Source organism: Nocardioides sp. CFH 31398 (assembly GCF_022436705.1).
In the GTDB taxonomy this organism is placed as follows: Bacteria; Actinomycetota; Actinomycetes; order Propionibacteriales; family Nocardioidaceae; genus Nocardioides.
In genome coordinates, this window is the sequence record NZ_JAKUHT010000026.1 from 48,140 (window position 1) to 74,481 (window position 26,342).

A 26,342-nucleotide genomic window follows, 5' to 3' on the forward strand; every position below is an offset into this window, starting at 1 on the left:
GGTCATGACCACCGTCGCGGAGCACCTGGCCGACGCCCTCGCCGCCCACGGGGTGACCCACGTGTGGGGCGTGGTGGGTGACGCGCTGAACCCGGTCACCGACGCGATCCGGCGCCAGGACGGTCTCGAGTGGGTCGGGGTGCGCCACGAGGAGGCGGGTGCGTTCGCCGCCGGCGCGCAGGCCCAGCTGACCGGCCGGCTCGGCGTCTGCCTCGGCACCGTCGGACCGGGCTCGGTGCACCTGCTCAACGGCCTCTACGACGCGAAGAAGTCGCACGCCCCCGTGCTGGCCGTGTGCGGCCAGGTCCCCCGGGCCGACCTGGGCAGCGACCTGTTCCAGGAGGTCGACAACCAGGTCCTCTTCGCCGACGTCGCGGAGTACGTCGCGACCGTCACCGACCCCGCCCAGCTCGCCCACGTGCTCGAGCAGGCCGGCAACGCCGCGCTGTCGAGCGGCGGGGTCGCGGTCGTGACCCTGCCGGGCGACGTCGGCGACCTCGAGCTGCCGGAGGGCACGCCGCCCACCCGGTGGGCACAGCGTCCGGCCCTGCCCACTCCGGCGGAGGAGGCGCTGGCGGCCGCGGCCACCGCGATCGACGCCGCGTCCCGGGTCACGATGCTCGTCGGTGTCGGCGCGCTGGACGCCCGCGAGGACGTCCTCGCGCTCGGCCGGCGCCTGGGGGCCCCGATGGTGCTCAGCCTGAAGGCGAAGGAGGGCCTGGAGCACGACAACGAGCTGGAGGTCGGCCAGACCGGTCAGCTCGGCAACCCGGCGGCCGCGCAGGCCCTCACCGAGTGCGACCTGCTGCTGATGGTCGGCACCGACTTCCCCTACACCGACTACCTGCCGCACGGCACGACCACGGTCCAGCTCGACGTCCGGGCCGCCCACGTGGGCCGCCGCACCCCGGTCGCCCACCCGGTCGTCGGCGACGCCGGGGCCGCCCTGCGCGCGCTGCTCGCCCGGGTGGAGGAGAAGGCCGGGACCGCCCACCTGGACCGCGCCCGCTCGTCGTACGACGGGTGGCGGGAGAAGCAGCGGGCGCTCGGCGAGCCCGGGGCAGCGGGCGACCGGGTGCGCCCGGAGGTGCTGGCGGCCGCGATCGACCGCCACGCCGCCGGCGACGCGGTGATGACCACCGACACCGGCATGGCGACGATCTGGCTCTCGCGCCACGCCTCGATGGGAGCCCGGCGCCGCCTGCTCGGTTCCTACAACCTCGGCTCGATGGCGAACGCGATGCCGCAGGCCATCGGCGCCGGGGCGCTCGACCCCGACCGCCAGGTCGTCGCCTGGTGCGGCGACGGCGGGCTGACGATGCTGCTGGGCGACCTGCTGACCATCGCCGAGCAGGGGCTGCCCCTCAAGGTCGTCGTCTTCGACAACGGCCGGCTCGGTCTCGTGAAGATCGAGCAGGAGGAGGTCGACCTGCCCGAGCACGGCACCGGGCTCGACAACCCCGACCTGGCCGCCGTGGCGCGGGCCGTCGGCCTCCACGGCGTCCGTGTCACCCGCGACGACGAGGTGGACGCTGCGGTCCGGGAGGCGTTCGCCCACCCGGGGCCCGTGCTCCTCGACGTGTTGGTCGACCCCGAGGCGACCGCGGAGGACTGAGCGTCGCTGCGGCCGGCGCCTCGGTTCCGCCTCAGCGCCGCCTCAGCGCCGCCTCGGGGTGAGGGTCCGGCGGAAGAGCGAGGCGCCCTCGACGTCGCGCAGGTGCACGGTCAGCTCCCGCGACGCGGCGTCGATCTGCACCTCGCCGAAGAACTGCGAGCCCTCCGCGGGTGAGGCGTTCGGCGCTGGCGGCGCCGCCACGAACGCGGCACGCGGCCCGAAGGTCGCGTCGAGGTCGTTGGGCCCGAAGGCCCCGGCGTTCAGCGGCCCGGACACGAACTCCCAGAAGGGGTCGAAGTCCGTGAACGACGCCCGCGCGGGGGAGTAGTGGTGGGCGGCGGTGTAGTGGACGTCGGCGGTCAGCCACACGTGGTTGCGGACGCCCAGGCGCTTCAGCCCCGACAGCACGTCGGCGATGCCGATCTCACGGCCCAGCGGGGCGCCGCCGTCGCCGTTCGCGATGCCCTCCCAGGCCTCGCCGTCCGGCACCAGCAGCCCGAGGGGCAGGTCCGCGGCGATGACCTTCCAGGTCGCGGTGGAGCGCTCGAGCTCACGCAGCAGCCAGCGGGTCTGGCGCGCACCGAGCACCCCGGAGCGCTCGGCCGGCTCGAGGTTCGCGGTGTTGGGGTTCTTGAAGGTCCGCATGTCGAGGACGAAGACGTCCAGCAGCGGCCCGTAGGCGATCTTGCGGTAGACGCGCCCCTCGGGGTCGGGGGAGAGGTCGGACAGCGGCGTCCACTCGCGGAACGCGCGGTGCCCACGGCGGGCGAGGGTGTCGACGTCCTTCACGCGGTAGCGCTGGTCGTCGAGGATCTCGCCCGGGTACCAGTTGTTCGTGACCTCGTGGTCGTCCCACTGCACGACCTGCGGGGTGCGGGCGAGGAACTCCCGCCAGTTGTCGGCCAGCAGGTTGTAGGCGTACTGGCCGCGGAACTCCGCCAGCGTCTCGGCCACCTTGGACTTCTCCTCGGTCACCACGTTGCGCCAGGTCGAACCGTCCGGAAGCTCGACCCGCTCCTGCACGGGCCCGTCGGCGTACACGTAGTCGCCGGAGCAGAGGAAGAAGTCGGCGTCACGACGGCTCATCGCGTCGGCGATGCGGAAGCCGCCCAGGTCGGGGTTCACGCCCCAGCCCTGCCCGGCGATGTCGCCGCCCCACAGGAAGCGGACGTCGTCGCCGCGGGCCGGCGCCGTCCGCAGCCGGCCGACGGCGGGCTCGCTGGAGCGGCGGGCGTCGTCGAGGTCGACGGCACGGACGCGGTAGTGCAGCTCGGCCCCGCTGGGCAGGTCGGTGAGGTCGACGTGGCCGGTCAGGTCGGTGCCGGGGCGGACGACGGGCCCGCGGACCGTGCGGACGCGGCGGCGGAAGCGGGGGTCGCGCGAGACCTCGACCACGAGGCGGGAGGGGCGGTCCGCGCGGCTCCAGACGACCGCGCCGCCGGGACGCACGTCGCCGGACTGGACGCCGTGGGTCAGGCGGGGGCGGCCCGCGCGCACGAACGCGGGCGCCCTGCGGGTCGTCGCGTCGGCGTGCGGGGCCAGGAAGCCCGAGGTGGCGGCGACGCCCGCCGCGGCGGCGAGGCCGGTGGTGCGCAGGACGGTACGGCGGTCGAGGGAGCCCGAGGTCATGGCCGGAGCCTGACGGACCCGCGCGAACCGGAGGTGGCGCGGCGGTGAACTCAGGCGCGGATCTGCTCCGGCGTCTCGAAGGTGACCGAGCGCCCGGTCGGTCGGCCGTCGACGACCCGGGTGCGACGGACACCGTCCACGGGGTCCACGGTGTAGAGGTGCCTGCCGTCCGGCGACCAGGCGACGGACTCCGGGGAGCCGTCCTGCGGGCCGAGGGGGCGGGCGACGTTCGCGACGGGGTCCCAGGCGAGCACCCGGGTCCCCGGCCCGTCCACCGCGGGCTCGACGAAGGCCAGCCGGGTGCCGTCCGGGGACCACGCGAGGTCCCCGACCGCTCCGGTCCCCAGGGTGGCGGGGTCCGTGCTGGCAGCCAGCCGGGTCACGGCCGAGAGGTCGTCGACGTCGAGCAGGACGAGGTCGGGGTCCTCGTTCGGGACCGCCGCCAACCGGCGTCCGTCGGGGCTGAACGCCAGGTCCCGCACCGCGCCCTCCCCGGTGCGCACGCGCTCGCGGGCCTCGACGTCCCACAGCTCGAGGACCCCGTCGTACCCACCGACGGCGAGCAGCGCGCCGTCGGGGGAGAAGGCCAGGGCGGCCGGCTGGCTCTCCTCGAGGTCCAGCCAGGCGAGACGCTCCTGCGCCTCGACGTCCCACAGCCCGACGCGCCCGTCGTCCGCGGCGGTGGCGGCGAGCCGGCCGTCGGGGGAGACGTCCAGGGCGTCGACGTCGCCGCCGGCTCCCTCGGTCGCCTCGACCCGCTCGATGTCGTGCCCGAGCAGCGTGCAGGTGTCCCCGCTGCGGAGGTCCCCCAGACGGAGCTCGCCGACCTCGCGCCGCTCGTCGTAGCCGGTGCTGACGAGCAGCGTGCCCTCGGACCCGGCGAAGGTGAGGTGGTCCCCGCCCCCGGGCGGGGCCTGGTCGTCGAGCAGCTCGCCCGTCGTGGTGTCCCAGAGGCAGACCCCGCCGTCGCAGGTCACCGCGATGCGGCTGCCGTCGGGTGAGACGTCGGCCTCGTCGGGCCACACGGTCTGACCCGGTTCGATCCGGATGCCGCCCACCGGCGGGCCGGCCGCGACCGCGGGGGCCGCGAGGAGCGCCTCCGGGGCCACGCATCCCTCGGGCACGTCGGAGCACGCCGCCAGCAGGGGCAGCGCGAGCGCCGGCACGGCCAGGCGCCGCACCACGGGCCTCGTACGGCGGGAGCGAGGCGCACCGGTCACCCCGAGGGCCTGCCCGCTGCCGCGGCACGGCAAACCGACCGGTCGCGTGGGAGGATCACAGACGACCCCGACCGCCGCAGGACCGAGCAGAGAGCAGCCGTGGCCACCACCTCCGTCGCGACACCCCAGCAGCCGGGACGCACCGACCCGTCGCTGATCCGCAACTTCTGCATCATCGCCCACATCGACCACGGCAAGTCGACGCTGGCCGACCGCATGCTCTCGTTGACCGGGGTGCTCAGCGACCGCGACGCCCGCGCGCAGTACCTCGACCGGATGGACATCGAGCGGGAGCGCGGCATCACGATCAAGTCGCAGGCCGTGCGTCTGCCGTGGCACGTGAAGGCCGACAACGCCGAGGGCGCCGAGCCGGGCGACTACGTGCTCAACATGATCGACACCCCGGGCCACGTGGACTTCACCTACGAGGTCTCCCGCAGCCTGGAGGCGTGCGAGGCGGCGATCCTGCTCGTCGACGCCGCCCAGGGCATCGAGGCCCAGACGCTCGCGAACCTGTACCTGGCCATCGGCGCCGACCTCCACATCATCCCGGTGCTCAACAAGATCGACCTGCCGTCGGCCGACCCCGACAAGTACGCCGCGGAGCTCGCCGGGATCATCGGCTGCGAGCCCTCCGACGTCCTGCGGGTCTCGGCGAAGACGGGTGAGGGCGTCGAGATGGTCCTCAACGAGGTCGTCCGGCAGACGCCCGCCCCGGTCGGGGACGCGGCGAAACCCGCCCGCGCGCTGATCTTCGACTCGGTCTACGACACCTACCGGGGCGTGGTCACCTACGTCCGGGTGGTCGACGGCAGCCTGAAGCACCGCGACCGCATCAAGATGATGTCGACCGGCGCGACCCACGAGATGCTCGAGGTCGGCGTCATCAGCCCGGAGCCGGTGAAGGCCGGCGAGATCGGTGTCGGCGAGGTCGGCTACCTGATCACCGGCGTGAAGGACGTCCGCCAGTCCCGGGTCGGCGACACCGTGACCAGCCAGCACGACGGCGCCACCGAGCCGCTCGGCGGCTACAAGCACCCGAACCCCATGGTGTTCGCGGGCCTCTACCCGATCGACGGCGACGACTACCCGACGCTGCGCGAGGCGCTCGACAAGCTCCAGCTCAACGACGCCGCCCTGGCCTACGAGCCGGAGACCTCCGGCGCGCTCGGGTTCGGCTTCCGCTGCGGGTTCCTCGGGCTGCTGCACATGGAGATCACCCGCGACCGCCTCGAGCGCGAGTTCGGCCTCGACCTCATCTCGACCGCCCCGAACGTCGTGTACGACGTGGTGATGGAGGACGGCACCGAGCACGTCGTCACCAACCCGAGCGAGTTCCCCGCGGGCAAGATCGCCGAGGTGCGCGAGCCGGTGGTGAAGGCGACCGTCCTGACGCCGTCCGACTTCATCGGCACGATCATGGAGCTCTGCCAGGCCAAGCGCGGCAACCTCCAGGGCATGGACTACCTGTCCGAGGACCGCGTCGAGATGCGCTACACCCTGCCGATGGCGGAGATCGTCTTCGACTTCTTCGACCAGCTGAAGTCCCGCACCAAGGGCTACGCCTCGCTCGACTACGAGGTGACCGGCGACCAGGCCGCCGACCTGGTGAAGGTCGACATCCTGCTGCAGGGCGACCCCGTCGACGCGTTCTCGGCGATCGTGCACAAGGACGCGGCGTACGCCTACGGCGTCATGCTCGCCGGCAAGCTGAAGGACCTGATCCCGCGCCAGCAGTTCGAGGTGCCGATCCAGGCCGCCGTCGGCGCGAGGGTGATCGCCCGCGAGACCATCCGCGCGATGCGCAAGGACGTCCTCGCCAAGTGCTACGGCGGCGACATCAGCCGCAAGCGCAAGCTGCTGGAGAAGCAGAAGGAGGGCAAGAAGCGGATGAAGATGGTCGGCCGGGTCGAGGTGCCCCAGGAGGCCTTCATCGCCGCGCTGTCCACCTCCGGCCCCGCGGGGGACCAGCCGAAGAAGTAGGCCCGGTGGGTCAGTTGATGATCTCGCCCTTCTCGGCCTCGATCCGGGCGAGGCGGCTGCGCCACTCGGCGAGGGCCTCGGGGGTGAGGCGGGGCCAGTCCTCGACCTCGCCGACGACGCGGACGGGCTCACAGCTGCGGTAGGACCGCGTGGGGTTGCCGGGGAACTTCTTGTCGGTGACGTTGGGGTCGTCCTCCCACGCGCCGGTCGGCTCGACGACGTACACCCGCGGCTCGGCGTCGCCCGCGGCGAGCTCGGCGGCGAGGCCCGCGCCGGCGATGGTCGCGGTGAAGTAGACGTGGTTCATCACGAGCGACGGTCGGTAGTTGGACCGACGTCCGGCCGTCAGGAGGTCACCGACCCCGAGGTCGGCCTTGGTGCCGTGGAAGAACGGCCCGTCGTCCAGTGCGTCACCCACCGTCGCAGGCTACGACCCGCGGCCGCCCCGTCAGCCCAGCAGGGCGCGCAGGGTGTCGCGGTGGCGGGTGTACGCCGCGCGGCCCGCGCGGGTCGCCTTGTAGGTCGTCGTCGACCCGCGGCCACGGCCCGACTTGCTGATCGTCAGGTAGCCCGCCGCCTCGAGAGCGCCGGCCTGCTTGGACAGGTCGGAGTCGCTGACGCCCAGGTGGTCGCGGAGGAACGCGAAGTCGGCCGAGGTGGCGCCGGTGAGCACGGCCATGATCGCCAGCCTCTTCGGGGCGTTCAGGGCGGGGTCGAGCCCGGCGAGCGCCGAGGTCTGGGGAGCGTGGGACCCGGTCATGCCAGGCGCTCCTTCACGGTGCGGGTGATGCGGTCGTACGTCAGCTGCGCGAGCAGGCCGAAAGCCGTGCACGATGCGCCGGCGAGCGCCGCCGCGGTCCACCCGCCGACGTGGATCCAGATCGGCAGCACGATCAGGAGGAGGGCCGTCGCGAGAAGGCCGAGCACGACGTAGTAGACCCGGTACTCCTGCGGCCCACGGCCCCGCGGGGACGGCGTCCTGCGCAGGTCCCACCAGAGGTAGACGAGGAGCACGCCCTGGTGGAGGAGGGTCCAGGTCAGCGGCGTGCTCCCCTCGAAGGCGACCCTGGCCCCGAACCCGGCGAACACCCACAGCCCGCCCGCCCACGGCAACCACCGGGGGATGCGCCAGCTGGTGGCGGCGGCGGCCTCGCCGCGCTCGATCTCGCGCAGCTGTGCCGCGAGCCAGTCGTCGTCCGCCGTGCTCACGCCAACCGCGCCTTGACCGCGGCCGACGCGCGGGCGTACGCGCGGTTGTAGAGGGACACCGTCAGGCCCCACGCGGAGCCGATGAACACGGCGGCGACCCAGCCGGCGACGTAGTAGCCCAGCAGGAACGTGACGGGGATCAGGACGAGGGGTGAGACGAAGAGCGCGATGGTCGGGCCGTTGTACTCGCGCGGCATCCGCCCGGTGTACGACGGGTAGGCCGCTTGGGCGCGGCGGTCCCACCAGAGGTAGCCGAACGAGGCGGCGAGGTGGATCAGGGACCACACGTTCCCCAGGACGCCGTCCAGGTAGTAGAGCCCGAGGGTGAACGTGGTGGCCCAGACCGCCATCGCGATCGGCGTCCACGTCGGGAACCGGTATCCGGTCCAGCCGAGGGCCTCGCCGCGCTCCGCCTCGCGGAGCTCCTGTCGGAGGGTCTCGTTGCTTTCCATGACGGAAACCTTAAGTAGTACTTTCCGGTTTCGCAAGCAGAAAGTTCAGACGACCTCGCGGGTGATCGTCACCCCGGTGACGGTGATGCCCAGGGCCGCCCCGAGGGCCGCGACGGGAGCCTCGAGCTCCGCCTTCCTCGGTCGCCGGGTCCGGGCGAACCAGGTCACTTCCAGCGGACGCCGGCGGGCCGAGCCGGCGGCCCGCCAGTGGCCCGTGATGCGGCCGTCGACCAGGAGCGGCGGCAGCACGGTGGCGTTCTTCGAGTTCCACAGGTGGGCGTGGTGGGCGGCGTCGACGAAGCGGGCGCGGGCCGACGGCTCGTAGGCACACATGAAGGCGTCGAACTCCGGCAGGAGGCGCACCCCGACGTCCTCGACCGGGTCGGGCCGCTCGGGCAGGTCGACGTAGTGCCGGCCGTCGGGCCCCTCGTCGCCGTCGAGGCCCAGGTGCTCCAGGGCGTCGTCCACGACCCCCAGGGTGGACCCGGCCCACCACGCGAGGTCCTGCCTGCTCGCAGGGCCGTGGGCCAGCAGGTGGGCGCGGACCAGCCCGGCGACGGCGTCGGGGGCGGCGACGCGCCGGGCGCGGTCGGGCACGGCGGAGGGGGAGTAGCCCGCCGCGCCCTGGCCCTCCCAGCCGCCCGAGAGCGGGCGACGGACGAGACCACCGTGCGTGTACGACAGCGAGCGTCCGACGCCCGCCTTCACCGTCTCGGCGTCCCGGCCCTCCCGCTCCGCGACCCAGGAGGCGAGGAACGTGTGCAGCTCGTCGGCCGTGCGGGGCTGCTCGGCGGCGTAGGCCTCGAGCGCGGACCAGAGGTCGTCGACGGCGAAGTGCTGCGGTGCGAGGACCCGCTGCAGGTCCTTGCGGCGGGCCAGCCGGGTGACGGCCTCGTGCCACGGGTGGTCGTCGGCGGCCACGGTGTGGACGGTCCCGCGCAGGGTGCTGCCCCGGACGATCGTCGCCGCCTCGAACGCCGCGGTGATCGCCGCGTGGGTGGTGCCCGGGTAGCGGGCGGCGAGGCCGAGGAAGGTCGAGCGAGCGGTCTGCGACTGGATCGCGCCGGTGCGGTGCAGGGCGGCCGCGACCTCACCCGGGGTGGTGGGTGCGGCGACGGCCGGCAGCTGTCGCGCGCGGGCGCGGGCGGCGAGGTCCTCCCAGGAGAGCGTCACGAGCCCGAGTCTGGACTCCACCGCGGGTCGCGGCCCAGCCTGCCGAGCAGCCGGTCGGACGCCGAGGCGTCGTCCGGCACGGGCACCGGTGGCCCGCAGATCCCCTCGCTGTGCAGGGCCGGCCCCCAGCCGTCGGCCAGCCTCGACAGGGTGTCCGCGTCCGGGATCTCGTACGACGCGCCGGCGGCGACGGCGACGTCCCAGGCGTGGACCTCGAGGTCCCACCCGTAGAAGTCCGCCATCGTCGCGCCGATCGTGGTCGGGCCGAAGTAGCCGTCGTACGGGCGGGCCGCGACGTCCTCGGTGAGGACGGCGGCGACCGCGTCGGCGTGCGCGCGCCACCGGGCGCCGGGGTCGTCACCGGACGGCGCCGGGACGGGGAGGCCGTGCCGGTCGAGGAAGTCGCGCTCGGTGTCGACGACGTGGGCGACCACGTCGGCGACCGTCCAGCCGTCGCAGGGGGTCGTGGCGTCCCCACGGCCGCCGGCCAGGTCGAGGGCCGCGGCGAACCGGTCGGCGCGCTCCCGGAAGGCGGCGGCGGTGCCGCCGGTCGTGCCCGTCGTGGATGAGGTCGAGGTCATGGCCCGACGCTAGGGCGGGGCGCCGACGTCCGATTGTGATAATCCGACACGTGCCCGCACCCGACCCCGCCCCCGCGCCGGAGGGCGTCGGCCGCATCGACCCCGTGGACCGCGCGCACCTGACCGGGCGGAGCCGCCCGACACCGCCGATCGCGCGGTACTCCGCGTCACCGGGGCTGGCGGACCTCGTCGAGCGCTACTGGGTGCCCGTCTGGTCGCTGACCTCGCCGCAGACCCAGACCACGCTGCAGCACCCCGTCTGCCTGCTCGTCACGACGCCGACGTACGCACGCTTCTACGGCGTGGCCCGCGGCGCCTCGAGCGTGACGCTGGAGGGCGACGGGTGGGCGGTCGGTGTGCTGCTCCGGCCCGCCGCGGGCGGGCTGCTGGCCGGCGGCTCCGTGGCCCCGCTGGTCGACGGGGAGACCACCGTCGACGCGCTCACGACCGTCGACGGCCCCCTCCTCGTCGATCGGGTACGGCGGGCCATGGCCGACGACCCGTACGCCGAGGCGTCCCACCGCGCGGCGATCGCGGCGTACGAGGAGACCCTGGGTGGCCTGCTGCCCGTCGACGAGGAGGGGGCCGCGGTGAACCGCGTGGTCGACCTCGTGGCCGGCCTGCCGGTCGACGCCCGGGTCGCGGACCTCGCCGCGGCCTCGGGGTTCTCCGAGCGCACCCTGCAGCGGCTGGTGACCCGGCGGGTGGGCATCACGCCGAAGTGGCTGCTGCAGCGGCGACGGCTGCACGACGCGGTGGAGCGCCTCAAGGCGGGGGAGACGTCGCTGGCGGCGATGGCGGCCGACCTCGGCTACACCGACCAGGCGCACTTCACCCGTGACTTCCGCACCGTCACCGGCCTCACGCCGGGCCGCTACCTCGCCGACCAGCCGGGAGCCTCGTGATCGACGTGCCCGAGGGCCTCGCGGGGCAGGCGCGGCTGGGCGAGGACTGGGCCGCGTGGCTCGACCGGTTGCCGGCCCTCACCGCGACGCTGCTCGCCGAGTGGTCGCTGCGCCCCGACGGGGCGTCGATGCACGGCTACTGCTCGCTGGTGGTGCCGGTCAGCAGCCCCGACGGCCCCGCCGCGCTCAAGGTGACCTTCGACGGCGACGACGAGTCCGCGCTCGAGCACCTCGCTCTGCGGCGTTGGGACGGCGCCGGCGCCGTCCGGCTGCGGCGGGCCGACCCCCGGCGGCGGGCACTGCTGCTGGAGCGACTCGTGCCCCAGGACCTCGGCGACGCCTGGGACGTCGAGGCGTGCGAGGTCGTCGCCGGGCTGTACGGCGCCATCCACGTCCCGGCGCTGCCCCAGCTGACGACGCTCGCGTCGGTGGTCGAGAAGGACGACGCGCGCCTCGCCGACCTGCCTCGCGACGCACCGCTGCCGCGGCGGCTGGTGGAGCAGGCGCGCTCCCTCGCGGCGGACCTCCTCGCCCCCGACGACTCCCGGCCGGTGCTGCTGCACGGGGACCTGCACTACGGCAACGTGCTGTCCGGCCGCTCGGACGACGAGCCGTGGCTGGTCATCGACCCGAAGCCGATGGCGGGCGACCGCCACTACGAGCCGGCGCCGATGCTGTGGAACCGGATGGACGAGCTCGTCGGATCGTCCTTCGACTCCGTGCGCGACGGGCTCCGCCGTCGCTTCCACACCCTGGTCGACGTCGCCGGGCTCGACGAGCACCGCGCCCGGGACTGGGTGGTCGTCCGGATGGTCCACAACGCGCTGTGGACCATCGACGACGCGCGCCGGCAGCACCGCGGGCTCGAGCGCGGTGAGCGCGACTGGATCACCCGCTGCATCACCGTCGCCAAGGCCGTCCAGGACTGACGCGAGTCGGCCCGAACGGTCGCGTCAGGGACGCCGAGTCGGCCCGAACGCACGCTTCCAGGACGCCGAGTCGGCCCGAATTGTCGGCTCAGGGACGCCGAGTCGGCCCGAGTTGTCGCGTCGGGGACGCCGAGTCGGCTCGAGTTGTCGCGTCGGGGACGCCGAGTCGGCCCGAACGGTCGTGTCGGGGACGCCGAGTCGGCGCGATCTCCCACCGCGGGCGCGTCGGGCTCCCGCCGCAGGGGCGTCGAGTCGGTGAAACCTCCGCTTCGGGCCCGCCGACCCGACACGCGCCTCAGCCCGAGGTCGTGGGTCGCCGATGCACAACGGGTTCGAGCGCCAGCGGTCAGGCCGACGGCGTGCGTTCGGGCCGACTCGGCGTATGGGGGGCGTGCGTTCGGGCCGACTCGGCGTATGGGGGACGTGCGTTCGGGCCGACTCGGCGTGCTGGAGGCGTGCGTTCGGGCCGACTCGCGCTAGCGGGGCAGGGCGAGGGCGTGCTCGAGCCGCTCGCCGAGGGCGAGCAGGGTGGCGTCGGCGCCGGCGGCGCCCATCAGCATCGCGCCGACGGGCATGCCGTCGGTGACCGAGTACCCGGCGGGCACGGACAGCGCAGGGACGCCGACGAGGTTCGCCACGACCGTCCAGCAGTCCGTGTACGGCGCGGCCATCGGGTCGGCGAGCTCCTCGGGCGTCAGCTCGCCCGACAGCAACGGCGCGGTGGTCGGCATGGTCGGGCAGAGCAGGACGTCGCAGGTCTGCAGGGCGCGGGCGACGGCGAGGCGCAGGCGCCGCCGGACGTGCTCCGCCCGGTCCAGCTCCTCCTGGCCCTCCGCGGTCGTCAGCAGCTCACGGCCGATGGCCACGCGACGCTCCACCTCCTCGCCCGCACGGCCGGTCGCGACCCACGGCTCGAGCACGGGGACGCACGCCGCCGAGGTCAGCGACATGTAGGCCGCGAGCCCCCGCGGCCCCTCCGGCACGAGCACGCGGACGACGTCGGTGCCGAGGTCGGCGAGTGCGTCGAGGACGCCGTCGAAGCACGCCAGGACGCCGTCCTGGTTCACCCGGCCCGAGAGCTCGTCGACGATGCCCACCCGGAGCGAGTCGTCGCGTCGCGGCGGCAGGTCGGCGGGCGTCGGTGAGGCGGCCAGCACGTGCAGGAGGCGGCGGACGTCGCCGACCGAGCGCCCGAGGGGGCCCACCCGGTCGAGGCGGGGCGCGAACGGCACCACCCCGTCGAGGGGCACGAGGCCGGGGGAGGGGGCCATGCCCACGATCCCGCACTGCGACGCCGGTTCGCGCACCGAGCCGCCGGTGTCGGTGCCGACCGCCAGGGTGGCCATGCCCGCGGCCACCGACACCGCGGCCCCGCCGGAGCTGCCACCGGGGCTGCGCCGGCGGTCGTGGGGGTTGCGGGAGGGTCTCGCGACCGAGGTCTGCGTGGAGGCGCCCATGGCCAGCTCGTCCATGTTGGTCCGTCCGAGCACGACGCCGTCCGCCGCCCGCAGCCGCGCCACCGCCGGGGCGTCGTGCGCCGCGGGCACCCCGTCGTGGGCGGCGGAGCAGCAGGCCGTCACCTCGCCGGCCACGTCGACGTTGTCCTTCACGCTGACCGGGACGCCGGCCAGCGGGCCGAGGGGGCGGCCCGCGGCGCGGTCGGCGTCCACGGCGGCCGCCTGCTCCAGCACCCGCGCGGGGTCGACGGCGACGAAGGCGGCGAGGTCCGGGTCGACCTGCTCGACGGCCCGCAGGTGTGCCTCGGCGACCTCGACGGCCGAGGTCTCCCCCCGACGGACGGCGCGCGCGATGCGGCCCGCGGAGGCGCGCGTCAGGTCCTGCACGACGAGCAGGGTCCCACCCGGGCATCATGGCCGCCGAGGGGGTCGCCCGGGACCCCGGAGCAGAGCAGGAGCACCCCGTGCCCGATCACCGGTCCGACGACTTCTGGCAGCAGGCCGAGCGCCACCTGGTCCGGTACGGCGGCGCGTTCACGCCCCGCGTCATCACGCGGGCCGAGGGCTCCTGGGTCCACGACGAGGACGGCCGCGCCATCCTCGACTTCCCGTCCGGGCAGATGAGCGCGGTGCTCGGGCACGCCCACCCGGACGTCGTGCGCACCGTCAGCGACTCGGTGGCGACCCTCGACCACCTCTTCTCCGGCATGCTCAGCCGCCCCGTCGTCGACCTGGGGGCGCGTCTCGCCGGCACGCTGCCCGACCCGCTCGAGCGGATGCTGCTGCTCACCACCGGCGCGGAGTCCAACGAGGCCGCGATCGCCATGGCCAAGCTGGTGACGGGCCGGCACGAGGTCGTCGCCTTCGACCGGTCCTGGCACGGCATGACCACCGGAGCCAGGGCGACCACCTTCTCGGCGGGCCGCAAGGGCTACGGGCCGGCGGTGCCGGGGAGCCTTGTGCTCCCGACGCCGAACGCCTACCGCTCGCCGTTCCGCCACGCCGACGGCAGCCACGACTGGGAGACCGAGCTCGACTTCGGCTTCTCGCTGGTCGACCAGCAGTCGACCGGCTCCCCGGCCGCCGCGATCGTCGAGCCGATCCTGTCCTCGGGCGGGATCATCGAGCTGCCCGAGGGCTACCTGCGCCGGCTGAAGGACCACTGCGAGCGCCGCGGGATGCTGCTGATCCTCGACGAGGCGCAGACCGGGGTCGGCCGCACGGGGACGATGTACGCCTTCCAGCGCGACGGCGTCGTCCCCGACATCCTCACGCTGTCCAAGACCCTCGGCGCCGGCCTGCCGGTGGCCGCGGTGATGACCAGCGCCGCGATCGAGGAGGCCTGCCACGAGCGCGGCTTCCTGTTCTTCACCACCCACGTCTCGGACCCGCTGGCGGCGTCCGTCGCGCTGACCGTGCTGGACGTCGTGGAGCGCGACGACCTCGTCACCCGCGCGCAGGTGCTCGGCAAGGAGCTCGGCGAGCGTCTCGCCGACCTGGCCGACCGGTACGACGTCGTCGGCGACGTCCGCGGCCGCGGCCTGCTGCAGGGCCTGGAGCTCGTCACCGACAAGGCCAGCCGGGCCCCGGCCGACGAGCTCGGCCGCGCGGTGACGGCCGGCTGCCTCGAGCGCGGGCTGCACGTCAACATCGTCCAGCTGCCCGGCATGGGCGGCATCTTCCGGATCGCCCCACCGCTGACGATCAGCTCCGAGGACCTGCACCTCGGCCTGGACCGCCTCGAGGAGTCCCTGGTCGCCGCCCTCGGCTGAGCGCCCGGCCTAGGCGGTGGCGAACCGTCCGAGCACCCGGTCGGCGCGGATGCCGCCGAGGTGCTCGGCGAAGATCCGCTGGTAGCCGAGCTCCTCGCGGCTCCGGGCGGGCGGCAGGCCCTCCAGGCGGACCGTCGTCCACTCCTCGTCGGGCACGAAGGCCTCCGCGCGGCGCTGCATGACGTCGGCGGTGCCGGAGCCGTCACCGAACTGCTCCTTGCGGCGCCACAGCACCGGGTCGGGCAGCCACCCGGCGAAGGACTCGCGCAGGATCGCCTTCTCCTGGGCCTGCTCCTGGCCGTCCTCACCGAGCAGCTTCCACGCCACCGGCACGCGCTGGGCCACGGCGAGCATCTCGCGGGCGAGGAACGGCACGCGGGCCTCGAGCCCGAACGCCATCGACACCCGGTCCGCGCGCTGGAGGTTCAGGTGGTGCAGCACCTCGACGCCCTCGACGAGCGCGTCGGCCAGCGCGGCCTCGTCCAGCTCTCGCAGGTGGTGGTAGCCGGCGAACAGCTCGTCGGCGCCCTCCCCGGTGAGCACGACCTTCACGTGCTGCGCCGCGAGCTCCGAGAGCAGGTAGTTCGGGACGGCGGAACGGACCAGCGACGGCTCGTACGACTCGATGGAGCGGACGACGTCCGGCAGCACCTCGATGACCTCGTCGTCGGTGTAGACGCGCTCGTGGTGCTCGGTCCCGAGGTACGCCGCCACCTCGCGCGCCGCCCGCAGGTCCGGGCTGTCGGGGGTGCCGGCCGCGAAGGAGCGGACCACCGAGCCCGGGCCGGAGACGTGCTCGATCTCGCGGACCATGATCGCCGCGACCAGGCTCGAGTCGAGCCCGCCGGACAGGAAGACCCCGATCGGGACGTCGGCCATCATCCGGGCCCGCACCTGGTCGACGAGCGTCTCGCGGATCGCGGTGTGGGCCTCCTCGCGCGTCGTGTACGACGGCCCGACCGGCTCGGTGGAGCCGAGGGGATCGGTGCGCAGGTCGACGAAGGAGCGCAGGCCACCGGACGGCGTCCACACGTGCCCCGGCGGGAACTCCTCGACCTGGGGTCGGACCTCCTCGTCGAAGGCGCCCAGCTCGGACGCGGCGAGCAGACGGCCGTCGTGGCGGGCCCAGTAGAGGGGCTTGACCCCGAGCGGGTCGCGGGCGAGCACGAGCTCGTCCGCGACCACGTCGCTGTCGGGCTCCGCGGCCACCGCGAACGCGTACATGCCCTTCAGGTCGTGGACGCCGTCCGGCCCGCGGGCGGCGACGACGTGCAGCACGACCTCGGAGTCCGACGACGTGGAGAAGGGGCCGCCCAGCTCGTCGCGGAGCTCGGCGTGGTTGTAGATCTCGCCGTTCGCGGCCACCCAGCGGCCCGTGGCGGTGCTGCCCGGTTCCGAGGTCATCGGCTGCCGGCCGCCGGCGAGGTCGACGATCGCGAGGCGGGTGTGGCCCAACCAGGTGGACCCGACGAGGCGGGACCCCTGCCCGTCCGGACCCCGGTGCGCGATCGGCGACAGCATGCGCTCACCGATCTCACAGGCGGCTGCCAGGCGCTCCTGGGTGGGCTCGAAGTCGTGGACCACGGCGATGCCGCACACGGTGCTCAGCTCCTCGCGGCGGCCCGCACGCGGAGGCGGGCGCCTAGTCGATGCGGAAAGGTTAGCGACGGCTTGTTACCCGCGAGTTGCGTAGTGATCTAGGTTACCCAGCAACACAGGCTCCGCCGGTGGCTGCCGGCGCCCGAGAAGGAGACCCATGACGACCACGCAGGACGCGTCCTTCGTCGACCACATGCCCGCCAACGTGGCGGTCCAGTTCTTCGACCGCGTGGCGGTGTCCCCGACCGCCGAGGCGTTCCGCTTCCCGGTCGGCGAGGCGTGGGAGTCGGTGACCTGGAAGCAGGCCGGGGACGACGTGTCCGTCCTCGCCGCCGGTCTCGTCAGCCTCGGCATCGAGCCGGAGCAGCGCGTCGGCATCGCCTCCGGCACCCGCTACGAGTGGATCCTCGCCGACCTGGCGGTCATGGCGTCCGGCGCGGCGACGACCACCGTCTACCCGACGACCAACACCGAGGACACGGCGTACATCCTCGGCGACTCGGAGAGCCGGGTCGTGTTCGCCGAGGACGACGAGCAGGTCGCGAAGCTGCGCGAGCGCCGCTCCGACCTCCCGCTGGTGCAGAAGGTCGTGACGTTCAGCGGCACGTCGGACGGCGACTGGGTCATCGCCCTCGACGACCTGCGCCGCCTCGGCAAGGAGCTGCTCGACCGCGAGCCGGGTGCCGTGAAGGACCGCGCCGACGCCATCCAGCCGGAGGCGCTCGCGACCCTCATCTACACCTCCGGCACCACCGGCCGTCCGAAGGGCGTCCGCCTCACCCACCGCTCGTGGGTCTACGAGGGCGAGGCCATCCGGGTGCAGGACATCCTCGGGCCGGAGGACCTGCAGTTCCTGTGGCTCCCGATGGCCCACTCCTTCGGCAAGGTGCTGCTGTCGGCCCAGATGGCCTGCGGCTTCGCGACCGCCGTCGACGGCCGTGTCGACAAGATCATCGACAACCTCGGCGTCGTGAAGCCCACCTTCATGGGGGCCGCGCCGCGCATCTTCGAGAAGGCGTACTCCCGGATCACCCTGATGACCGCCAGCGAGGGCGGCGCGAAGGCGAAGATCGCGAGCCAGGCGTTCGTCGTCGGCAAGAAGGTCAAGGCGCTCGAGCTCGCCGGCAAGCCCGTCCCGCTGCCCCTGAAGGTCCAGTACGGCCTGTTCGACAAGCTGGTCTTCAGCAAGGTCCGCGCCCGCTTCGGTGGCCGCGTGCGCTTCTTCATCTCGGGCTCGGCGGCGCTCAACAAGGACATCGCCGAGTGGTTCCACGCCGCCGGCATCCTCATCCTCGAGGGCTACGGCCTCACCGAGACCGCGGCCGGCTCGTTCGTGAACCACCCCGACCACTACAAGATCGGCACCGTCGGCCCCGTCGTCCCCGGCACCCAGGTGCGGATCGGCGAGGGCGACGAGGTCCAGATCAAGGGCCCGGGCGTCATGAACGGCTACCACAACATGCCCGAGGCCACCGCCGAGACGCTCACCGAGGACGGCTGGCTGCGCACCGGCGACAAGGGCGCCCTCGACGCCGACGGGTTCCTCACCATCACGGGTCGCATCAAGGACCTCTTCAAGACGTCCGGCGGCAAGTACGTCGCCCCGTCGGCCATCGAGGCGCAGTTCAAGGCGCTGTGCCCCTACGCGAGCCAGTTCCTCGTGTTCGGCAACAACCGCAACTACTGCGTCGCGCTGGTCGCCCTCGACCCGGAGCAGATCCAGGGCTGGGCGGAGGAGAACGGCATGGTCGGGGCGTCGTACTCCGACATCGTGGCCTCGGACGCGGCGCGGAAGATGGTCGGCGAGTACGTCGAGCAGCTCAACGCCCGCCTGAACCGCTGGGAGACCATCAAGAAGTGGGACCTCCTCGACCACGACCTCTCGATCGAGTCTGGTGAGCTGACGCCGTCGATGAAGGTCAAGCGCAACGTCGTGGAGTCCAACGAGGCCTCCAGGATCGACGCGCTGTACGCCTGAGGCGGCGACCGGTGACCGTCTGACCCCGTCCTCCCCGGCCCGCCGCACGTTGCGTGCGCCGGGGAGGATGGGGTCATGCCGCGTCTCGGGATGTACGTCCACGTCCCGTTCTGCGCGACCCGGTGCGGCTACTGCGACTTCAACACCTACACCGCCACCGAGCTCGGCGGCGGCGGCGCGCAGGCGCAGTGGGCGACCCACGCCGAGGCCGAGGTCGACCTGGCTGCCGAGACCCTCGGCGCCCGTGAGGTCGAGACCGTCTTCTTCGGCGGGGGGACGCCGACCCTGATGCCGCCGGAGGACCTCGTCCGGGTGCTCGGCGCCGTCCGGGACCGCTTCGGGCTCGTCGAGGACGCCGAGGTGACCACCGAGGCCAACCCCGACAGCGTCACCCCCGCCTCGCTCGCCGCGCTGCGCGAGGGCGGGTTCACCCGGATCTCGTTCGGGATGCAGTCCGCGGTGCCGCACGTGCTCGCCGTGCTCGAGCGCACCCACGACCCGGCGAACGTGGCCCGGGCCGTGCGCTGGGCCCGCGAGGCGGGCTTCGAGCAGGTCAGCCTCGACCTCATCTACGGCACCGCGGGGGAGTCCCTCGCGGACTGGCGGACCTCGCTCGAGAGCGCCCTGGCGAACGAGCCCGACCACGTGTCGGCGTACTCGCTGATCGTGGAGTCGGGCACCCGCCTGGCCCGCCAGGTCCGGTCCGGTGCCGTCGCCGCCCCGGAGGAGGACGACCTCGCCGACAAGTACCTCCTCGCCGACGAGCTGCTCTCCGCGGACGGCCTGGACTGGTACGAGGTCTCCAACTGGGCCCGGACGCCGGCCGCCCGCTGCCGCCACAACGAGCTGTACTGGGCCAGCGCCGACTGGTGGGGCGTCGGCCCCGGCGCCCACTCCCACCTCGCGGGCGAGCGGTGGTGGAACGTCAAGCACCCCACCGCCTGGTCGGGGCGCCTCGCGGCGGGGGAGTCACCCGCCGCCGGTCGGGAGACCCTCACCGACGACGACCGGCTCCTGGAGCGGGTGATGCTCGAGCTGCGCCACCGCTCCGGCCTGCCGGCCGACCTCGCCACGAGCCCGTCCGCGGTGGAGGACGTCGTCGCCCGCGGCCTCGTCGTCCGGGAGGACGACCGCCTCGTCCTGACCCGCGACGGCCGGCTCCTCGCCGACGCCGTCGTCCGCGACCTGCTGCCCTGACCCGGGCCTCGGCCCGAGGTGGTCGAGCAGGTCGCGAGCCCCGGCGAGCGGCCGCGTCGAGACCGCCGTGTGGGTCGGGGTGGTGGCTGGGGTTGCTGCTCGGCTCACCGGGTCCCGACACGCCGGCCGCGACCTCGCCGGCTCGGGCGCGCGGCTGCTCGACCTCCCCGCGCTACGGACCCTCGTTCCTCGGGTCCGGCGCGGTGACGAAGTCGATGAGCTCCTCGACGCGGCCCAGGAGCGCGGGGTCGAGGTCCTGGAAGCCGCGGACGCCGCCGAGGATGTGCTGCCAGGCGCGGGCGACGTCGGCCTGGCCGCGGTGGGGCCAGCCCATCCGCTGGCAGACGCCCTTCTTCCACTCCTCGCCGCGGGGGACGTCGGGCCAGGCGTCCTTGCCGAACCGCTGCGGCTTCACCGCGGCCCAGATGTCGATGAAGGGGTGCCCGACGATCAGCACGTGGGCCCCGACGTCGGAGCGGCGGACGGCGTCGGCGATGCGGCTCTCCTTCGAGCCCCGCACGAGGTGGTCGACCAGGACGCCGACGCGGCGCTGGGGGCCGGGCCGGAAGTCGCGGAGCTCAGCGGCGAGGTCGTCGACGCCACCGAGGTACTCCACGACGACACCCTCGACCCGGAGGTCGTCACCCCACACCTTCTCGACGAGCTCCGCGTCGTGGCGGCCCTCGACGAAGATGCGGCTCTGCCGCGCCACCCGTGCGGGGGCGTCGTGGACGGCGATCGAGCCGGACGCCGTCCTCGTCGGACGCTCCGGCGCACGCTGCGTGACCGGCGCCGTCAGGACGACGGGCCGCCCCTCGAGCAGGAAGCCGGGGCCGAGCGGGAAGGTGCGACGGGTACGACGCCGGTCCTCCAGCGTCACCGTGTCGAGGTCACGGTCGACCGCGACGATCTCCCCGCACCAGTCCGTGGTGACCTCCTCGACCACGAGGCCGCGGTCGGCGGGGGTCTCGACGGCGCGCCCGTTCCTCGGGGCGCGCCAGTCGGTGGCCAGGACGTCGGATCCGTAGCGGTCGGGCACCCGCCGAGGCTAGGGGCGGGTCGCGCCCACGCCGGGGAGGGCACGCCGCACGTCAGGAACCGGGCTCGTCCTCCTCGTCGTCCGAGCCGCCGATCTCGTGGTCGGGGTCGGCGAGGGGGTTGTCCTCCGCGGGGCGGAGGTCCTCCGGCAGCGCCGAGTCGGGGATGCCCTGCTGCGGCTCGTCGCCGCCGGTCTGCTCGCTGCTGGATTCGCTCATGCGCCGACGCTAGAGGATCGGACCGACACCCGACAGGGTCGTCCGCCGGCTCAGACGAGGGGCAGGCGCTTCTGCGCCCGCGGCAGGTGGGCGTAGATCCGTCGTACGGCGTCGCCGAGGTGCTCGGCCGGGAAGGGCCACTCGGGCGCGGCGCCGAGGGCGTCCTCGACGCGGACGCCGCGCCCGGCGAGGTCGCGGACCGTCTCGGCCAGGATGCCCAGATCGGCGCGCTGCTCCTGCACGAACGCACGGTCGACCGTCGGCCCGTGGCCCGGGACGACCACCGTCGCCGGGGTCACGAGCTGGAGGACGAAGTCGAGGGTCAGCGGCCACTCCAGCGGGAAGGAGTCGGGGCCGAGGCCCGGCGTCGCCCGGTCGCGGTCGGACGACTCGACCAGGTCGCCGGCGAGGACGACGTCCGCGTCCGGGACCCGGACAACCAGGTCCCCGGCGGTGTGGCCCCGGCCGGGGTGGACCAGCTCGAGGGCTCGGTCGCCGAGGTCGACCACCGCGACCGACGACAGCGTGTGGTCGGGCAGCACCGGGTCGCCCAGGCTGGCGAGCAGCTCGTCGCGGTGCGGGTCCCCGTCCTGCTCGGTGTCCGGGGAGCCCTCGAGGTCCGTGCGCAGCTCGGCGAGGTGGCTCGGCATCGCGGCGGCCGCGTCCTCGTGGGCGTGGACCGGGACGCCGGGCCGCCGTTCCCGCACGGCGCGGTTGCCCAGCACGTGGTCGACGTGCGCGTGGGTGTTCACCACGGCGACGACGTCGTCGCCCGGACGCAGCGAGGCGAGGTCGTCGAGCACCTCGCCCATGGCTCGGCCCGAGGCGTGCGTGTCGACGACGACCAGGCCCCGGTCGCCGCCGACCACGCTGACCGAGACGTCGTACCACCGGTGGCGTCGGACCCACACGCGGTCGGCGACCTCGACGAACGACGGCTTCTGACCCACGCCCCGACCCTACGGGTCCGGGGCCGGCCCGGGCCCGGACCGTCGTCCGCCTCAGATGAGGCCGGCGTGGAGCTCGCGGCGCAGGAGGTTGGACAGCTCGGCGGGGGTGCGCGCGGTGCGGGAGAACCAGACGGTGCGGGTGTGGGCGCCGTCCAGGTCGATCCAGCACACCTCGACGCCGGCGGGGGTGAGGTGCGCCAGGGAGGCCGCGATGAGCTCGGAGCGGGGCGCTCCCGTCGCCAGGGCGAGCGAGGTGACGAGCTCGCCGGCGTGGCACTCGTTGGCGTGGTGGGTGGCGCGGCGCAGGTAGCCCTCGTTCAGGCGGTGCGCGGAGTCGTTGTAGAGCTCGAGCGGCACCGTGCGCCGGGTGGTCGACCCGTCCTCGGCGGGGTCCAGCACCACGACCAGGGAGGGGGTCAGGGTCACGACGCGGGCGTCCGCGCAGCACGCGCCCGGCACCTGCTCCTCGGTGAGACGTCCCGCGATCACGACGGACGCGCCACCCGGACCGTCCGCATCGGTGACGCCGCTGGTCACCCGCAGCAGCGCACTGCGACGCTCCCGCGCCGCGACGGCGACCGGGGCGTCGCCGTGGCACCAGAAGGTCGGGACGCCGTCGCGCTCGGAGAGGCTGAGACCGTCCTCGTCGAGGAGGTGCTCGACGCCCTCGGCGACCATGCTCGCCGTGGCCGGGCACGAGACCGCGCTGCGGGCGATGCCGGCGAGCTCGGTCGGGTCCAGCGTGCCGACGGTGAGCGTCATGGGTACCTCCTGGGAGAAGCGCCGGTCAGTCAGTTTAGGTGAGCCTAACCTACCTCGCGGGGCGCCGCGCAAGAGTCGGGAGCGGTCGCGACCACGACGTCACCACGGACGGCGGACCCGCCCCCGGGGCTCCGGCCCGGGTAGGATTGGCACTCGGCACGCAGGAGTGCCAGAGTCGGGGACCCGCAGCAGTCGTGGTCGTGGACGCCGTGAGGAGGTGCGTCGTGGTCGAGGACCGGAGGTTGGCCGTCCTCCGCGCGATCGTGGAGGACTACGTGCGCACGGAGGAGCCCGTGGGCTCCCGCGCCCTCGTCGAGCGGCACAGGCTCGGCGTCTCGCCGGCCACGGTCCGCAACGACATGGCGGCGCTCGAGGACGAGGGCCTCATCGCCCAGCCCCACACCAGCGCGGGCCGGGTGCCCACCGACAAGGGCTACCGGATGTTCGTCGACCGCCTGACGACCCTCAAGCCGATGTCGTCCGCCGAGCGGCGGGCCATCTCGAACTTCCTGGACGGCGCCGTCGACCTCGACGACGTCGTGCAGCGCAGCGTGCGGCTGCTCAGCCAGCTCACCCGCCAGGTCGCGGTCGTGCAGTACCCGACGCTCTCCTCGAGCACGGTGCGTCACGTCGAGCTCGTCACGTTGACGCCGACCCGTCTGCTCGTCGTCCTCATCCTGTCCAGCGGACGCGTCGAGCAGCGCGTCGTCGAGCTGGCGGAGCCCGGCACGGGCGGCAGCGACGTCGCGGACGTCGAGGCCACGGTGGCCGACCTGCGCCCGCGGCTGCTCGCCGCGGTCATCGGCAAGCGGATCGCCGAGGCGGCCGCCGCCCTCGCCGACCTGCCGGCCGAGGTGCGCGAGGAGGACCGCACCCTCGCGCAGCGCGTGGCCGAGGCCCTCGGGGACGCCATGTCGGACCACCACGCCGACGAGCGGATCGCCGTCGGCGGCACGGCCAACCTCGCGCGGTACGGCGACTCGTTCGACTCCGCCGTCCGCCCCCTGCTGGAGGCGCTGGAGGAGCACGTCGTGCTGCTCAAGCTCATCGGCGAGGCCTCCACCGGCGGCGCCGTGACCGTGCGCATCGGCGCGGAGGGCCCGTACCACGAGCTGTCGTCCACGAGCGTCGTGGCGACCGGCTACGGCCCGGCGGAGGCGCCCGCCTCCCTGGGCATCGTCGGGCCGACCCGCATGGACTACCCCGGCACGATGGTGGCGGTGCGCAGCGTCGCCCGCTACGTCTCCCGGATCCTCGACGACGCCTGAGGCGTCGGCCACCACCAGACCACCCCCGAACCCCACGAGAGCCAGGAACGACGTGAGCCAGGACCTCTACGAGCTCCTCGGAGTGCCCCGCGACGCGGAGCCGGACCAGATCAAGAAGGCCTACCGGCGCCTCGCGCGCCAGCTGCACCCCGACGTCAACCCCGACGCCGAGACGCAGGAGCGCTTCAAGGAGGTCTCGCAGGCCTACGAGGTGCTGTCCGACCCGCAGAAGCGGGCGGCGTACGACCGGGGCGGCGACCCGATGGGCGGCGCCGGCGGCTTCGGCCAGGGCGCGGGCTTCTCGTTCACCGACATCATGGACGCCTTCTTCGGCGGCCAGGCCGGCGGCGGCATGGGCGGCGCCCAGGGTCGCGGCCCCCGCCCGCGGACCCGTCGCGGTCAGGACGCACTGATCCGGGTCGAGGTCGACCTGGCCGAGGCCGCGTTCGGCGTGACCCGCGAGGTCACCGTGGACACCGCCGTCACGTGTGGCATCTGCGGCGGCAACGGCGCCGCGGAGGGCTCGCAGCCGAAGGTCTGCGAGACCTGCCGCGGCCAGGGCGAGGTGGCCCACGTCCAGCGCTCGTTCCTCGGCGAGATCCGCACCCTGCGCCCCTGCGCGGCGTGCCGCGGCTACGGCACGATCATCCCCGAGCCCTGCCGGGAGTGCTCCGGCGACGGCCGGGTCCGCTCGCGTCGCACCCTCACGGTCAAGATCCCCGCGGGCGTGGACGACGGCACCCGCGTCCAGCTGTCCGAGCAGGGCGAGGTCGGCCCCGGCGGTGGACCCGCCGGCGACCTGTACGTCGAGGTGTCGGTGGCCCCCCACCAGGTCTTCACCCGCCACGGGCAGGACCTGCACTGCACGGTGACGATCCCGATGACCGCGGCCGCGCTGGGCACGACGCTGAGCCTGCCCACCCTGGAGGCCGACCTGGTGAGCGGGGACGCCGAGCCCCAGACCGACCTCGAGACCCACTACGACCTGGAGCTGCGCGCCGGCACCCAGTCCGGTGCCGAGCACCTCCTGCGGGGGCGCGGCGTCCCGTCGCTGCGCGGCACCGGCCGCGGGGACCTGGTCGTGCAGGTCGCCGTGGAGACGCCGACCCGCCTGGACGGCCGTCAGGAGGAGCTGCTCGGCGAGCTCGCCCGCCTGCGCGGCGAGGAGAAGCCCGACGGCAGCGTCAAGCCCAGCCACAAGTCGGTGTTCGGGCGCCTGCGCGACGCCTTCAGCTGAGCCGGGCCCGGTTCCGGCCGGGGCCCGTCACTCGATGACGAAGCCGCGGCTGTCGGCGTAGTCGCCCGCGCCCTCGGCGCCCCCGGAGGGGTCGTCGTTGCGAGCGACGAAGGTGTAGGTGCCGGGCTCCAGGTCGGAGACGTCCACCTCGACGGTCCACGGGTAGAGCGCGTCGATCCAGCCCTCCGCCATGGTGGAACCCTCGTCGACGACCTCGCCGTCGATGCCGCCGCGCCGCAGCTCCCAGATCACCGTCGCCTCGAAGCCGCTGCTGCGGCCGTCCGCGACGAGGGTGTCGCCGTCCACGGTCTGACCCTCGACCGGGTTGGTGATGTTCATCAGCGCCAGCGTCTCGGTCTCGACGCCCGCGGTCTCCGGGCCGGCGTCGACGCCGAGGAGGTCCCCGCCGTCCGGGCCGGCGAGCACGATCGGGTCGCGGGACTGCACGACGGCCTGCGTCGTCCAGACGACCTGCTGGCGCATCATCTCGGCCACCGGGTCGTCGATCCCGCCGGGTCGACCGTTCAGGTCCTCGGTGGGGCTGCTCAGCTGCACGCTCCACGGCTCGCCGTCCCCGCCGCCGACCTCGACGACGGTGTCCTCGGGCCACAGGGTCTGGTAGTCCGGGTCGCTCGGGCGCTCGGTGACGGCCGTGCGCACGGCGGCCTCGATGGTGGACGCCGTGTCGGTGCCGTACGCGTCGGCGGGGCGGAACTCGCGGACGAGCCGGGGCCCGAGGGTCGTGCCGATCATGTAGTACGACGGCACCGTCGGCGTCGCCACGACCTCTCGCTGCTCGCTGCCGTCGCCGCCCCCGTCGCTGCCTGCGCCGTCCCCGCCGGTGGCGCGCTGGCTCGGCGTGATCTCGCGGGGGGTGGGCATCGAGCTGGACTGCTCGGACGACGCGGTGCTGGTGTCGTCGCCGTCCGGTCCGCTGCCGACCAGCGCGACGGTCACGATGACCACCGCGGTGGCCAGGACGGCCCCTCCGGCGCCGACCAGCCAGGTCCGTCGGTTCTCGGGCACGGTGCGCTCCTCGGTCAGGGGGGTGGGGGACGTCGGGGTCGCGGTGGCGGCCCGGGTGGTGGGGGGGCGGCGGGGGCCCCCCCGGGGGGGGGGGGCGCGGGGGGGGGCGGGGCCGGTCGCCCGCACCCCCGCCGACACCCCCGC

The 26,342-nt window shown here is 74.2% G+C and carries 24 protein-coding genes; 9 read left to right on the forward strand and 15 right to left on the reverse strand.

The genetic code is table 11. The features are described from left to right. Nucleotides 1-4 precede the first annotated feature (4 nt). Complete coding sequence (locus MJ876_RS17970) at nt 5-1,615, forward strand: thiamine pyrophosphate-dependent enzyme (RefSeq protein ID WP_240238506.1); 1,611 nt, start codon at nt 5-7, stop codon at nt 1,613-1,615. A 42-nt stretch (nt 1,616-1,657) separates the two neighbouring features. Here MJ876_RS17970 and MJ876_RS17975 read toward each other — a convergent pair whose 3' ends face one another. Both MJ876_RS17975 and MJ876_RS17980 read right to left on the reverse strand, forming a co-directional pair. Then, nucleotides 1,658-3,244, reverse strand: coding sequence for an alkaline phosphatase (locus MJ876_RS17975; protein WP_240238508.1), 1,587 nt, complete (start codon nt 3,242-3,244; stop codon nt 1,658-1,660). Nucleotides 3,245-3,294: 50 nt separating this feature from the next. Next, complete coding sequence (locus MJ876_RS17980) at nt 3,295-4,425, reverse strand: cytochrome D1 domain-containing protein (protein WP_240238510.1); 1,131 nt, start codon at nt 4,423-4,425, stop codon at nt 3,295-3,297. Between the two features lie 138 nt (nt 4,426-4,563). Between MJ876_RS17980 and lepA the strand changes: the two genes are divergently transcribed. Further along, nucleotides 4,564-6,447, forward strand: a complete 1,884-nt coding sequence (gene lepA, locus MJ876_RS17985; protein WP_240238512.1) for a translation elongation factor 4 — start codon at nt 4,564-4,566, stop codon at nt 6,445-6,447. A 10-nt stretch (nt 6,448-6,457) separates the two neighbouring features. Here lepA and arr read toward each other — a convergent pair whose 3' ends face one another. The 6 genes from arr to MJ876_RS18015 are packed head-to-tail and all read right to left on the reverse strand — an operon-like array spanning nt 6,458 to nt 9,862. After that, entirely contained in the window at nt 6,458-6,865 is a 408-nt protein-coding gene (gene arr, locus MJ876_RS17990) for an NAD(+)--rifampin ADP-ribosyltransferase (protein ID WP_240238514.1), read from the reverse strand. Between the two features lie 30 nt (nt 6,866-6,895). Continuing rightward, on the reverse strand, nt 6,896-7,207 hold the full coding sequence (locus tag MJ876_RS17995; RefSeq protein WP_240238516.1) for a transcriptional regulator: 312 nt from the start codon (nt 7,205-7,207) through the stop codon (nt 6,896-6,898). Then, on the reverse strand, nt 7,204-7,656 hold the full coding sequence (locus MJ876_RS18000; protein WP_240238518.1) for a hypothetical protein: 453 nt from the start codon (nt 7,654-7,656) through the stop codon (nt 7,204-7,206). The genes MJ876_RS17995 and MJ876_RS18000 overlap by 4 nt, the downstream gene beginning before the upstream one ends. Next, nucleotides 7,653-8,108, reverse strand: coding sequence for a hypothetical protein (locus tag MJ876_RS18005; RefSeq protein ID WP_240238520.1), 456 nt, complete (start codon nt 8,106-8,108; stop codon nt 7,653-7,655). Before MJ876_RS18005 ends, MJ876_RS18000 begins: the two co-directional genes overlap by 4 nt. Before the next feature lie 45 nt (nt 8,109-8,153). Then, on the reverse strand, nt 8,154-9,281 hold the full coding sequence (locus tag MJ876_RS18010; RefSeq protein ID WP_240238522.1) for a winged helix DNA-binding domain-containing protein: 1,128 nt from the start codon (nt 9,279-9,281) through the stop codon (nt 8,154-8,156). After that, a complete protein-coding gene (locus MJ876_RS18015; protein WP_240238524.1) occupies nt 9,278-9,862 on the reverse strand; it encodes a maleylpyruvate isomerase family mycothiol-dependent enzyme in 585 nt (194 codons plus the stop codon). The genes MJ876_RS18010 and MJ876_RS18015 overlap by 4 nt, the downstream gene beginning before the upstream one ends. A gap of 50 nt (nt 9,863-9,912) precedes the next feature. Between MJ876_RS18015 and MJ876_RS22360 the strand changes: the two genes are divergently transcribed. Both MJ876_RS22360 and MJ876_RS18025 read left to right on the forward strand, forming a co-directional pair. Beyond that, a complete protein-coding gene (locus tag MJ876_RS22360; protein WP_240238526.1) occupies nt 9,913-10,767 on the forward strand; it encodes an AraC family transcriptional regulator in 855 nt (284 codons plus the stop codon). Beyond that, nucleotides 10,764-11,696, forward strand: a complete 933-nt coding sequence (locus tag MJ876_RS18025; RefSeq protein WP_240238528.1) for an aminoglycoside phosphotransferase family protein — start codon at nt 10,764-10,766, stop codon at nt 11,694-11,696. Before MJ876_RS22360 ends, MJ876_RS18025 begins: the two co-directional genes overlap by 4 nt. Nucleotides 11,697-12,172: 476 nt before the next feature. Here MJ876_RS18025 and MJ876_RS18030 read toward each other — a convergent pair whose 3' ends face one another. Further along, nucleotides 12,173-13,540, reverse strand: coding sequence for an amidase (locus tag MJ876_RS18030; RefSeq protein ID WP_240238529.1), 1,368 nt, complete (start codon nt 13,538-13,540; stop codon nt 12,173-12,175). A 77-nt stretch (nt 13,541-13,617) separates the two neighbouring features. On the opposite strand from MJ876_RS18030, the gene MJ876_RS18035 reads away from it, so the two are divergent. Further along, nucleotides 13,618-14,925, forward strand: coding sequence for an aspartate aminotransferase family protein (locus tag MJ876_RS18035; protein WP_240238530.1), 1,308 nt, complete (start codon nt 13,618-13,620; stop codon nt 14,923-14,925). Nucleotides 14,926-14,934: 9 nt separating this feature from the next. Here the strand turns inward: MJ876_RS18035 and asnB are convergent, their stop codons facing one another. Beyond that, a complete protein-coding gene (gene asnB / locus MJ876_RS18040; RefSeq protein WP_240238531.1) occupies nt 14,935-16,524 on the reverse strand; it encodes an asparagine synthase (glutamine-hydrolyzing) in 1,590 nt (529 codons plus the stop codon). A gap of 157 nt (nt 16,525-16,681) precedes the next feature. On the opposite strand from asnB, the gene MJ876_RS18045 reads away from it, so the two are divergent. Together MJ876_RS18045 and hemW are read left to right on the forward strand one after the other, a co-directional pair. Next, nucleotides 16,682-18,502, forward strand: coding sequence for a long-chain fatty acid--CoA ligase (locus tag MJ876_RS18045; RefSeq protein WP_240238532.1), 1,821 nt, complete (start codon nt 16,682-16,684; stop codon nt 18,500-18,502). Between the two features lie 75 nt (nt 18,503-18,577). After that, nucleotides 18,578-19,699, forward strand: coding sequence for a radical SAM family heme chaperone HemW (gene hemW, locus MJ876_RS18050; protein WP_240238533.1), 1,122 nt, complete (start codon nt 18,578-18,580; stop codon nt 19,697-19,699). A 172-nt stretch (nt 19,700-19,871) separates the two neighbouring features. Here the strand turns inward: hemW and MJ876_RS18055 are convergent, their stop codons facing one another. From MJ876_RS18055 to MJ876_RS18070, 4 genes are read right to left on the reverse strand one after another with little or no spacing between them, the layout of a single operon-like run. Continuing rightward, on the reverse strand, nt 19,872-20,738 hold the full coding sequence (locus MJ876_RS18055; RefSeq protein WP_240238535.1) for a DUF3097 domain-containing protein: 867 nt from the start codon (nt 20,736-20,738) through the stop codon (nt 19,872-19,874). A gap of 52 nt (nt 20,739-20,790) precedes the next feature. Then, nucleotides 20,791-20,955, reverse strand: coding sequence for a hypothetical protein (locus MJ876_RS18060; RefSeq protein WP_240238537.1), 165 nt, complete (start codon nt 20,953-20,955; stop codon nt 20,791-20,793). Nucleotides 20,956-21,005: 50 nt separating this feature from the next. After that, entirely contained in the window at nt 21,006-21,905 is a 900-nt protein-coding gene (locus MJ876_RS18065; RefSeq protein WP_240238539.1) for an MBL fold metallo-hydrolase, read from the reverse strand. 51 nt (nt 21,906-21,956) lie between these two features. Continuing rightward, complete coding sequence (locus MJ876_RS18070; RefSeq protein WP_240238541.1) at nt 21,957-22,667, reverse strand: hypothetical protein; 711 nt, start codon at nt 22,665-22,667, stop codon at nt 21,957-21,959. Between the two features lie 224 nt (nt 22,668-22,891). On the opposite strand from MJ876_RS18070, the gene hrcA reads away from it, so the two are divergent. Continuing rightward, nucleotides 22,892-23,935 carry a heat-inducible transcriptional repressor HrcA gene (gene hrcA, locus MJ876_RS18075; protein ID WP_240238543.1) on the forward strand — a complete coding sequence of 348 codons (1,044 nt, stop codon included), beginning with the start codon at nt 22,892-22,894 and terminating at the stop codon, nt 23,933-23,935. A gap of 52 nt (nt 23,936-23,987) precedes the next feature. Next, entirely contained in the window at nt 23,988-25,172 is a 1,185-nt protein-coding gene (dnaJ, locus tag MJ876_RS18080; RefSeq protein WP_240238546.1) for a molecular chaperone DnaJ, read from the forward strand. A gap of 27 nt (nt 25,173-25,199) precedes the next feature. Here the strand turns inward: dnaJ and MJ876_RS22365 are convergent, their stop codons facing one another. Next, nucleotides 25,200-26,198, reverse strand: a complete 999-nt coding sequence (locus MJ876_RS22365; protein WP_240238548.1) for a Gmad2 immunoglobulin-like domain-containing protein — start codon at nt 26,196-26,198, stop codon at nt 25,200-25,202. Nucleotides 26,199-26,342: the final 144 nt, after the last annotated feature.